Source organism: Candidatus Thioglobus sp. (assembly GCF_028599055.1).
In the GTDB taxonomy this organism is placed as follows: Bacteria; Pseudomonadota; Gammaproteobacteria; order PS1; family Pseudothioglobaceae; genus Thioglobus_A.
The window spans coordinates 1-11,206 of sequence record NZ_JAQRMS010000038.1; the positions used below are offsets into that span (position 1 = coordinate 1).

The following is an 11,206-nucleotide window of genomic DNA, read 5'->3' on the forward strand; positions in this document are numbered from 1 at the left end:
TTTGGCAGCAGCTAGAGCAAGCCATCAACCTAAACAAACAGACCAGTATTTTTTTCGATGATTCAATTAGTGTGCTTAATTCTGCCAAACAATTTGGCATTGGCACTGTAGTTGCTATCAGCAAACCCAGCTCAAAAATTTCCACTCAATCGGTAACCGGATTTATGAATATCGAAACCTTTAAGCATACCTTACCTTTAAAGAGCCATACGTAAAAAACTCGCTTTTCAGCGAGCTCTTAATAGATAACTATTGGCTGGTGATTATTCGCCGCCAATTTCACCCATCAACGCAAAACTCTTAACAAATGGCGTTGCCATTCTAGGGTCTTTGATCATGGCGCCAAAATCACCTTTTTCAAACTTTAACTTACCCATGGTTACAGCCATACCCATTGATGCCATTCCTAGTGGTTTATCTAGCCATTTAATCCAATTCTTTTTATCGGCACGCATGTCCCAGTCAATCGTCTCACCATTGTAATCGCCAGCACTGACGCACTCGCCATTTTCAACCACGAAAATACCTGTTGGTGTACCGTCGCCTTTAAAACCACAGGCAATGGTTGAAGAGAAATTGATTTCTGCTAATTTACCACGAACCTCATCTGATGCATTCCAGGCATCTTTAAGTTGATTCATCCACTCACTTGAAAATAATACTGCCATGTTAATCTCCTATTGATAGTATTAATAAAAATAAGGCAATTTTCAAGATTGCCTTATCCATTCTCCTCAAATTTATTCATTTTATGAATGGCAATATTATGCCCATTAACACGTGTCAAAAATACTTATTTTTTAGCAATAATCAAACTACTTAATGTTACGAAAAAAAATAATGCCTAGCGTATAATTTTTCACCATGAAAACACCTTTAACAATCGGCATTCTTTCTGATACTCATGGCTTTATTCATGAAGAGATTGTTGGCATTATGAACAACTGCGATTTAGCCATCCATGCTGGCGACATTGTTGATGCATCGACACTAGAACAACTTACCCCTAAGCAGCAATTGATTGCCATTCAGGGTAATAATGATGCTCATTTAACGCAGCTAAAAACGGTGGAAAAGATCACCTTGCCTGGCGGCATTATTATGGTGGATCATGGCCATACTCACGGCCACAAAAGCCCTTCACACGATTCGCTCAGACAAACCTATCCTGAAGCTAGAATTATTATTTATGGTCACACTCATAAACAATTAGTAGAACAACACACTACACCCTGGATTGTCAATCCTGGTGCAGCAGGACAAACACGCACCCATGGCGGCTCAAAATGCCTAGTGCTCACCGTTCAATCAGAGCAAAACTGGCAAATAGAAACTCACATTTTCAACTAACACGCATTTCTAAAACCAGTAAAAAATCAAGCATTCGGCAAACTGCAATGTATAATTGATAGTTTTTATAAGTAAATAAGGAACAACCATGAAAAATGCTTTTTATGCACAATCAGGCGGTGTAACTGCAGTAATTAACTCTTCTGCATGTGGCGTAATCGAAACAGCTCGTAAATATCCAGACAAAATTGGCAAGGTTTACGCAGGTCAAAACGGCATCATTGGTGCACTAATGGAAAACTTGATCGACACTTCTTTAGAGTCTGACGCTGATATTGCTGCATTAAAGCACACACCTTCTGGTGGTTTTGGTTCTTGTCGTTACAAGATGAAGTCTTTAGAAGCTAACAAGGCCGAATACGAAAGACTAATCGAGGTATTTAAAGCACATGACATTGGTTATTTCTTCTACAACGGTGGTGGCGATTCAGCTGACACTTGTTTGAAAGTCTCTCAGTTGTCTGAATCTATGGGCTACCCAATTCAAGCAATCCACGTACCTAAGACGGTTGACAACGACCTACCAGTAACAGACAACTGCCCAGGTTTTGGCTCAGTTGCTAAATATATTGCTGTTTCTGCGATGGAAGCAAGTTTTGACGTTGCCTCAATGGCAGCGACTTCAACGAAAGTTTTCGTCCTTGAGGTTATGGGTCGTCACGCAGGCTGGATCGCTGCTGCAGGTGGCTTATTAGATGAGTCAATTCCAGTAGTTATCTTATTCCCTGAAGTGGATTTTGATGAAGAAAAATTCTTAGCAAAAGTAGATGCAAACGTTAAGAAGTTTGGCTACTGTACGATTGTTGTTTCTGAAGGTACAAAATGGGCTGACGGAAAATTCTTAGCAGAGCAAGGTACGCGTGATGACTTTGGTCATGCACAATTAGGTGGCGCTGCACCAGTTGTTGCTAACTTAATTAAAGATGCATTAGGCTACAAATTCCACTGGGCAGTTGCTGACTACTTACAGCGTGCTGCACGTCACTTGGCTTCAGAGTCAGATGTTGAGCAAGCGTACGCTTTAGGTGAAGCAGCGGTTGAGCTTGCCATGCAAGGTAAAAACTCAGTTATGCCAGCAATTATCCGTACATCAAATAACCCGTACACTTGGGAAATTGGCATGGGTGAATTAAAAGACATTGCTAACGTTGAAAAGATGATGCCAATGGAGTATATCTCTGAAGACGGTTTTGGTATTACCGAAGAATGTCGTGAGTACTTACAGCCATTAATTGAAGGCGAAGCATACCCACCATACAAAAATGGTCTTCCTGACTACGTCGTTATGAAGAAAGAAATGGTTGATAGAAAACTACCAACTTTCGACATGGATCTTTAATAGATAAAACACGAGATTAATATGAATGTAATTTTACTAGGACCTCCAGGCGCAGGAAAAGGTACTCAAGCAACTAATATTTGCGAGAAGTATTCAATTCCTCAAATTTCAACTGGCGACATGTTACGTGCTGCCGTTAAAGCTGGTACGCCACTAGGCGTTGAAGCTAAGAAAGTGATGGATGCAGGTGGTCTGGTATCAGACGATATCATTATTGGCCTGGTAAAGGAACGCATTCAAGAAGATGACTGTGAAAACGGCTTCTTATTTGATGGCTTTCCTCGTACCATTGCTCAAGCTGAAGCCTTAAAAACAGATGGTGTGAAAATTGACTATGTGGTTGAAATTCAAGTGCCTGATGAGGATATCGTTGCTCGTATGTCGGGTCGTCGTGCTCATCTTGCATCTGGTCGTACGTATCATGTTGTTTACAATCCACCAAAAGTTGATGGTATTGACGACATCACTGGTGAAGAGTTAGTGCAGCGTGCTGATGACAACGAAGAGACGGTACGTTCGCGCTTAGATGTTTATCATGAGCAAACCCAACCACTGGTGGATTACTATCAAAGCTGGATGAGTGAAGACAGCAGTGCACCAAAATATGGTGCTGCTGTTGGTGTTGGCTCATTAGACGAAGTAAGAGATCGCGTTTACGCTCAACTGGGCTAAACAACAAGTTTGAGCTAAAACTTGGGGCTTATGTCAGTTAGACATAAGCCTTTTTTTTACAAATTATTAATTAGCAACCTATTATGAAAACTGGACCAAGACAAATTACAACGCCTTTTAGGCCAATTCCGCTAGATGTGCCAGAAGGCATGAAGCCAAATGAATTTTTCAATTCATCAGAAAATTTAGCAGACCTTACTCAAAACAATGGTCTTATGGAAAACAGTGAAGATTTACTTTTGTATCGTAAAGCGCTAGGACATTCGAATTTATTTGATTGTTCCATTATTTACAACACATCCAAAAGCATACTAAACCCTTTAGGAAGACCGGTAAGACGTACCCAAGTGCCAAATAAAGTGAAAAATGCCTGGAATCGTATGAACCAAATCATCATCAGCTTTATGCTGGAAGAGTTTCCGGATGCAGACAAACACCTAGTGTTGTGTGGTGAAGCGTCATTAGATTCAACCTGGCCAATAACATCGCCTGGCGTTCCAAGTATTCGTATGCTGCATAATCATTTTATTGTTTTCGATAAAAAGGAGTTGGAAAATTCTGAAATATCAGACCCTAAAAACCCAAATCTTACTGATGGCGGTCAACACTCATTATTTGCAAACTATATGGAAGATGTCTATGCAGAATTTCAATCGAAACTTAATTTTGAAATTCTAAAACCTGTCGATGGCAAAGCCTCTGGACTTGCTCTGACTGGCTACCCTCAAGGCTTGCCAAGTTGGGAAGTGACTGGTGGCATTGACAGTTTAAAAAATGTCAAATTTTGGGATGAGTACGATCTAGTGTTAAAAGGGTTTCTCGATTTCTATAGAACCTTCTTTTCACAGGTGTCTTGTCGTAATTCCTCTGTCCCGAAAGAAGCATACTTCCCTGAATTGATTGAAAACACCTTGCTATTCAACACGTGCTTTTTATCTGCAGCTAAAAAAGTCCGTGACAAATGCATTGAAGACCCTAAATACTCATCATCAATCCGCTGGCAACCGGCTTTTAAACAATTAATCTATCGAAATGACCAGGGCAAACTAATTGTTACCATTTCTCAAAATTCAATTGGTAATGCAATTACTGAATTATTAGGCGTTGTCGTGAATCGAAAGCCAGATGCACAAGCCTATGAAGAAGCTGAACCAGCACTACTGGAAAAACTATTAAAACTCAGATCAAGATTGGTAGAGGCCGACCTTGGTGAGGGTATTGAGACCAAATACTGGAAAAAAGATTAACACGAATCAATAATAAAACCAACTAACAACAATAGCCCGAATTTCGGGCTATTTTTTTGGATTTTAATTACCTGGTCATTCAAATTACAGTACAATCTTTTGCGGGAGAAAATAAAAAAATATAACTAAAAGGAGAAAAAAAGTAATGGATACATTAACTATGGCTATCGGAGCCTCGATTGCCGCTGTTCTATACGGCTTATTTACAATGACCTGGATTTATAAACAATCCCCAGGTACAGATAAAATGAAAGAAATTTCAGACGCAATTGCAGAAGGCGCTAAAGCCTACTTAAACCGTCAATACACAACCATTGGTATGGTTGGTGTTATTTTATTGATCGTTATCACCTATTTCTTAGGTACGTTAGTTGGCCTTGGTTTCTTAATTGGTGCAATATTATCAGGTGCGACAGGCTACATTGGTATGAACGTATCGGTTAAATCAAATTCACGCACTGCTGAAGCGGCCAAAAATGGTGTTAATGCCGCTTTCCAGGTTGCCTTCAAGGGTGGCGCGGTAACGGGTATGCTCGTGGTTGGTTTGGCGCTTTTAGGTGTTGCCGGTTATTATGCTGGCATGATCGCTAGCGGTGTTGAACAAGGCGATGCACTACACGCATTGATTGGTCTAGCATTTGGTGGCTCGTTAATTTCTATCTTTGCTCGTTTAGGTGGCGGTATCTTTACTAAGGGCGCTGATGTTGGTGCTGATATTGTTGGTAAAGTTGAAGCTGGCATCCCTGAAGACGATCCGCGTAACCCAGCAGTAATTGCTGACAACGTGGGTGACAACGTGGGTGACTGTGCAGGTATGGCTGCTGACTTATTCGAAACTTACGCAGTAACCATTGTTGCAACAATGATGTTGGCAGGTGTTTTAGGCATGGGCAATGATGCCATTCTTTACCCTCTAGCCTTAGGTGCGGTTTCAATTATTGCTTCAATTGTTGGTACTTTCTTTGTGAAAGTGTCTGATGGTGGCTCAATCATGGGTGCACTATACAAAGGCTTGATTGTCTCTGCAGGTTTAGCTGCTGTAGCCTTCTACTACATCACCGCTGACATGAACATGGGTATGGATTTATTCTATGCTTCACTCATTGGTCTAGCGTTAACCGGTGTGATGGTTGTGGTAACAGAATACTACACATCAACTGAACGTGCGCCAGTACAACATGTTGCTAAAGCGTCACTAACTGGTGATGGTACCAACGTAATTGCAGGCCTAGGCTTGTCAATGAAATCAACAGCACTTCCAGTTTTGGCAGTATGTGCGAGTATTTGGGCTGCGTTCGACCTAGGTGGCTTATACGGTATTGCTATTGCAGCAACAGCGATGTTATCTATGACGGGTGTTATTGTGGCACTTGATGCTTATGGTCCGATTACTGATAATGCAGGTGGTATTGCTGAAATGGCTGAACTTCCTGAAGAAATTCGTAACATTACTGATCCTTTGGATGCAGTTGGTAATACAACTAAAGCGGTAACAAAAGGTTATGCGATTGGTTCTGCTGGTCTTGCAGCATTAGTATTGTTTGCTGACTTTACCCATGAATTAAATACAAGAGTTGGATTTGACCCTATCTCATTTGATTTATCAAACCACATGGTAATCATTGGTTTATTCTTAGGTGGCTTGGTACCGTACTTATTCGGCGCTATGGCCATGGAAGCAGTAGGTCGTGCAGCAGGTGGTATTGTTGAAGAAGTGCGTCGTCAGTTCAGAGAAATGCCGGGTATTATGGATTACACGCAAAAACCTGACTACTCTAAAGCAGTTGACATGCTCACCAAGTCGGCGATTAGAGAGATGATTGTGCCTTCTATCCTGCCAATTCTATTCCCGGTGGCTGTCGGCCTACTATTAGGCGCTGAAGCATTGGGTGGTTTGTTAATTGGTTCTATTGCTACAGGTATTTTCGTCGCTATTTCAATGACTACCGGTGGTGGTGCTTGGGATAATGCTAAAAAGTATATTGAAGACGGCAACTTCGGTGGCAAAGGCTCAGATGCGCATAAAGCGGCTGTAACTGGTGATACTGTCGGTGACCCGTACAAAGATACGGCTGGTCCTGCGATCAACCCACTGATCAAGATTATCAACATCGTTGCAATCATGATTATTCCGCTACTGTAGCAATAATCAATTGATCAAAAAAGGCGTGCTTTATAGCACGCCTTTTTTTACGCCTAAAGAAAAGCGCCTCTAGTTTTTTCCACCTTCATCAGGATTCTCAGCGGCAATGCTATAACCATACGGCTCAGTTGCAAACTTTACAACTTTGTCGTTATTTTTATTATTTTTCACCAAGCCTTTAACCATTAATTCATACACAATATCGGCAAAACCTTTTCTTACTCTATCCTGTTCTAAAATTTGTGTCGCCATACTGTTATGAGTATCCATGCTATCCATTACTGCATCGTTGAGTAAATCCTTAAAACCACCCATCATTGCCTGCTCTTTACTATTACTTTTTAGCTGCTCAATAACAATAGCATCTTCCATCATTTTATCTTTTACAGTTCTGGCATAATTAAGCATATCATCATCAGTTAAATCACCCTCAAAGAGAGCGTTCATCTGTTGTACAATTTCAGACAATCTTTCTTTTTCCGGATCTCTTGGTACTGCACCACCAGGATTGATAGGTGGCAACTCCCTACCATCTTCGAGCTCTATATTTTTTTCATTTTGTTTATGTAATTTGTAATGACTCAACTCAATCGCTGATATGTCAATCGGATCTTTGGTTTCATAGGTCTTTAAATTTGGTACCAGACTCTTTACAAAAGCCCAAAGTTTTTCCAAGTCCTCGTCTTCGTAATTAACAATTTGCGATAAAAATTCGTACATGCGCACAAAAGTTACTAAATCTTTCTTAAAAATATCCAGTTCGCTTTTAGCTTCGTTTTGCTCTTTAAGATCTAATTCAATATTATGAATCAAACTTGTGTTTTTATCTTTTTTGGCTAATATTAAATCGTCTTGTAATGATGTTATTTTTAATATGGCCGCTTGATATTTTGCTCTATATCTATCAGCAGCAGGTTTTATAGCAATGGTCATTGCCACTTGATTCTCTTTTGGAGCAAAGAATGCTTGTGAGAAATTATCTATATCAATCTCAGTAAAAATAGCATTACCTGTCAACTTAGTTTGTAAGTCATAAATGATATTTGGGTCGGTTACATCTTCAATCTCTGTATCTTTGTAATAAAGCTCAAATGCTTTTTTTATATCTTCAATACTATTATTAAAATCCAATACAAATGTCTGCTCTTTACCTGGATAAATTCTGTTTAACCTTGATAGTGTTTGCACACAATCCACGCCACCTAATTTTTTATCTACATACATAGCAACCAATTTAGGCTGGTCGAATCCGGTCTGAAACTTATTTGCAACTAGCATTACTTGATAATCGTTGGTATCGAATGCTTTGCGCATATCTCTGCCGTTTAGCTCTGAGTTCATATTACTTTCAGTATATTCCTTACCTTCATCAATAATCTTTCCAGAAAATGCAACCATTGCTCGCATGTTCTTAAACTCATGCTCTGCAATATATTTATCGAATGCCAGCTTGTACCTTGCCGCTGCTTTCCTGCTAGAAGTTACCACCATTGCTTTGGCTTGCCCATCAAGCAAATGGGCAATATACCTATGAAAATGCTCACAGATAATCTCAGTCTTTTGAGCAATATTATGGGGGTGTAGGTTGAGCCATTTAGCAATTTGCGTCTTGGCTCTTTTGCTTTCTACTTCTTCATCAGTTTGCAACTTACTGTGCTCTAGCTTGTAGTAAAGTTTATAGGTAATATAACCTTTTAATACATTCAGAATAAACCCCTCTTCAATAGCTTGCCTCATTGTGTATAAATGAAATGCCTGAGGTTTATTGGTGGACGATGCTGGCTGTGTTAGATCTGGCAATACGCCAAACATTTCTAATGTTTTTGTCTTAGGGGTGGCTGTAAAAGCAAAATAACTTAGATTATCTCTAGCAGCTCTAGCTTCGAGTGAGGCGACAATAATATCTTCAGCGCTAATCTCGCCATCATCTTCAAATTGCTCAGAGTTTAAAACTTCACGCAATTTCTTTGCTGTACCACCTGTTTGGCTTGAATGCGCCTCGTCAGCAATAATGGCGTATTTCTTACCTTTAAGCGTGGTTTTTTCTTGTATGGCTTCAAGTACAAATGGAAAAGTTTGAATGGTGGTGATTATAATTTTGGCACCTCTTTCAAGCGCATCTGCAAGTTGAGATGATTTAGATTCACTAGAGCCCTCACGGGTAATTGAGGCTATTAATCCTGCCGTATGCTCAAACCCAGCAATAGTTTCTTGTAGTTGGCTATCCAGTACAGTTCTATCAGTAATAACAATTACTGAGTCAAATACTGCATTCTCATTATTATGCAGTGAACTAAGCTGATGAGCCAGCCAAGCAATAGAGTTTGATTTTCCAGAGCCTGCACTGTGTTGGATCAAATAATTATTGCCAGCACCATTTTTTTTAGCATGTGCAAGTAGTTTTCGTACTGAATCTAATTGATGATAACGTGGGAAAATCAACACTTCACTTTTACTTTTCTTGCCTTGATGATCTTCCTTGTGTTTTATTTCTAGGTGTAAATATTTGGAAATAATATTTAGCAGTGAATCCTTTTGTAGTACCTCGTCCCATAAATACTGCGTCGCATATCCATCTGCATTAACAGGGTTACCTGCGCCACCATCATTACGACCCTTATTAAAAGGCAAGAAAAATGTTTTTGGCCCTGCAAGCTTGGTTGTCATCCAAGCCTCATCACCACTGAGCGCAAAATGCACCAAGGCACGGCGATTAAACTCTAATAATGGCTCGCCTTTTGGGGGTCTGTCATTTTTGTATTGGCTTTTTGCTACTTCTACCGATTGAGTAAAGTCTGTTTTTAGCTCTATAGTAACAACTGGAATACCATTTAAAAACAACACCAAATCAATACTATTTTGATTTTTAGTTGAGTAATAGAGCGATTGCCCAATGGCTTTTGAAAGTCGTTGTTGATTTTATCTAATTCTTTTTGCTTTTCTTCTTCAGTCATAGTAAAAAAATATACGTTAAAAATCGTATTTTAATTTAAAAACGAGGTTTTGGAGATGGTGTTTGGTTGGTGTCTAATCCCGCTTTAATTAGTGTGGCTTTTTTGATTTGACCACGCAGTTTTCGAACATTAATCTGCATATCAAGAGGTTTTTTATTCCACTCTCCATCTTGGAGCTTGGTTTTTTGCTCGTCAGTTAGCGTGTCTGCTGGCACTGAAATAAGTAATTTCTCTTTAGTATCAATATTCTCAACATGAACCTTGTATCCGCCAGGTATTCTGCCTGATGCAACATCTAATATTTTAAAAGTGCCATCAATGCGGTCTTCAACAGGTTCCACCTTGGCAGGCTTGACTAATTGTTTGGCTTCATTGCCCTGAATAACAGGTGTGTTATTGATAACAAACTGGTCTCTATCTTGCATTTTTTTAAGCATGTCCGAACGCAATCTGTTCATGTTTTGATTAAATCCAGAAAGCGTTACATTGTTATTTATAATGCCTTGCATGAGCTCTAGTCGTCGTGTTTCTTCTTGAGAAACTTCAACCCTGATATCCATTTCGTGGATTCTGGCTTGATGGTTTAGATAATCCTTCCACATTGAGTTGGCAGAATAAATCACACCCGCCCCTAACACTAGACTTAATACTTGGGTTGTTGTCATTTCGCTAATTGCTTTTTTAATAACATTGTTTAATGTGTCATCCAACTTGATAGTAAAAATAGATGAGCCTTTGTCTATAGTAACAATAAGCTCTGAGCTTTCTCTATCTTCTTTACTTAAACGTTTATCACTGTCAACACCGTATTTTACCGTAGCATATACTTGGTGGATTTGTTTTTGTAATGCCAAAATTGGCGGCATAATTCTGGTCGGAATAGATCCGTCAAAATCTTCACCCCTTAAAACAATTTCCACCTTTGGCCAGTTATCAAACTTAATGTCATGACGGTCAATGCTTGTGCCGTTTTTAATTTGCTCCAATAACTCTAGCGCTTGATCTTCATTAGTAATTTGTATGGTTTCCATTGTTTTTTTTATACGTAAAAAATCGTATTATATCAAAAAAAAAGATTAAGTAAATTTCTGATTTTAATCTAGAATCTGTATTTAAATACTTTGATTGGTAGTTTGTAAAAATCGATTGTTGATTGCAAATTATGAAGATGCTTTTTGCAGGAATATTTCGAGCAGATAAGGAATAAGGGGACGCCACCCTTTTATTTTTGTTACTCCTTAAAAGTTTAAAGTAGGTGATTATATCACAACAAAATTACCATATTCTAGCCTCATTGCCCGATGACTTGCCTGTAGGGTGCTACGCTTTACCTTTATGACGCTACGCTTTACCTTTATGACGCCACGCTTTACCTTTATGGTGTCATGCTTTACCTTTATGACGCTACGCTTTACCTTTATGACGCCACGCTTTACCTTTATGGTGTCATGCTTTACCTTTATGGTGTCATGCTTTACCTTTATGGTGTCATGCTTTACCT

At 39.4% G+C, this 11,206-nt stretch carries 9 protein-coding genes and 1 pseudogene; 6 read left to right on the top strand and 4 right to left on the bottom strand.

Going from position 1 to position 11,206, the window contains the following annotated elements:
- Nucleotides 1–215: pseudogene (locus PSN35_RS03885) on the top strand (HAD family hydrolase); the annotation flags it as partial.
- A 48-nt stretch (nucleotides 216–263) separates the two neighbouring features.
- On the opposite strand, the gene PSN35_RS03890 reads toward PSN35_RS03885, so the two are convergent.
- Complete coding sequence (locus PSN35_RS03890; RefSeq protein ID WP_300029725.1) at nucleotides 264–668, bottom strand: SCP-2 sterol transfer family protein; 405 nt, start codon at nucleotides 666–668, stop codon at nucleotides 264–266.
- A 196-nt stretch (nucleotides 669–864) separates the two neighbouring features.
- On the opposite strand from PSN35_RS03890, the gene PSN35_RS03895 reads away from it, so the two are divergent.
- The 5 genes from PSN35_RS03895 to PSN35_RS03915 all read left to right on the top strand — a co-directional run bounded on the left by PSN35_RS03895 (nucleotide 865) and on the right by PSN35_RS03915 (nucleotide 6,751).
- Nucleotides 865–1,350 (top strand): metallophosphoesterase family protein, encoded by a 486-nt coding sequence (locus tag PSN35_RS03895; protein ID WP_300029728.1) that lies wholly within the window; start codon nucleotides 865–867, stop codon nucleotides 1,348–1,350.
- Nucleotides 1,351–1,438: 88 nt separating this feature from the next.
- On the top strand, nucleotides 1,439–2,689 hold the full coding sequence (locus tag PSN35_RS03900; protein WP_300029731.1) for a 6-phosphofructokinase: 1,251 nt from the start codon (nucleotides 1,439–1,441) through the stop codon (nucleotides 2,687–2,689).
- Nucleotides 2,690–2,710: 21 nt separating this feature from the next.
- Nucleotides 2,711–3,361, top strand: coding sequence for an adenylate kinase (gene adk / locus PSN35_RS03905; protein WP_300029734.1), 651 nt, complete (start codon nucleotides 2,711–2,713; stop codon nucleotides 3,359–3,361).
- An 83-nt stretch (nucleotides 3,362–3,444) separates the two neighbouring features.
- Nucleotides 3,445–4,608, top strand: a complete 1,164-nt coding sequence (locus tag PSN35_RS03910; protein WP_300029737.1) for a hypothetical protein — start codon at nucleotides 3,445–3,447, stop codon at nucleotides 4,606–4,608.
- 145 nt (nucleotides 4,609–4,753) lie between these two features.
- Nucleotides 4,754–6,751, top strand: coding sequence for a sodium-translocating pyrophosphatase (locus PSN35_RS03915; protein ID WP_300029740.1), 1,998 nt, complete (start codon nucleotides 4,754–4,756; stop codon nucleotides 6,749–6,751).
- Nucleotides 6,752–6,820: 69 nt separating this feature from the next.
- Here the strand turns inward: PSN35_RS03915 and PSN35_RS03920 are convergent, their stop codons facing one another.
- The 3 genes from PSN35_RS03920 to PSN35_RS03930 are packed head-to-tail and all read right to left on the bottom strand — an operon-like array spanning nucleotide 6,821 to nucleotide 10,736.
- Nucleotides 6,821–9,595: a DEAD/DEAH box helicase family protein gene (locus PSN35_RS03920; protein ID WP_300029742.1), complete on the bottom strand. Its 2,775-nt coding sequence runs from the start codon at nucleotides 9,593–9,595 to the stop codon at nucleotides 6,821–6,823.
- Nucleotides 9,583–9,705, bottom strand: coding sequence for a hypothetical protein (locus PSN35_RS03925; protein WP_300029745.1), 123 nt, complete (start codon nucleotides 9,703–9,705; stop codon nucleotides 9,583–9,585). Before PSN35_RS03925 ends, PSN35_RS03920 begins: the two co-directional genes overlap by 13 nt.
- A 35-nt stretch (nucleotides 9,706–9,740) precedes the next feature.
- A complete protein-coding gene (locus PSN35_RS03930) occupies nucleotides 9,741–10,736 on the bottom strand; it encodes a hypothetical protein (protein WP_300029748.1) in 996 nt (331 codons plus the stop codon).
- Nucleotides 10,737–11,206: the final 470 nt, after the last annotated feature.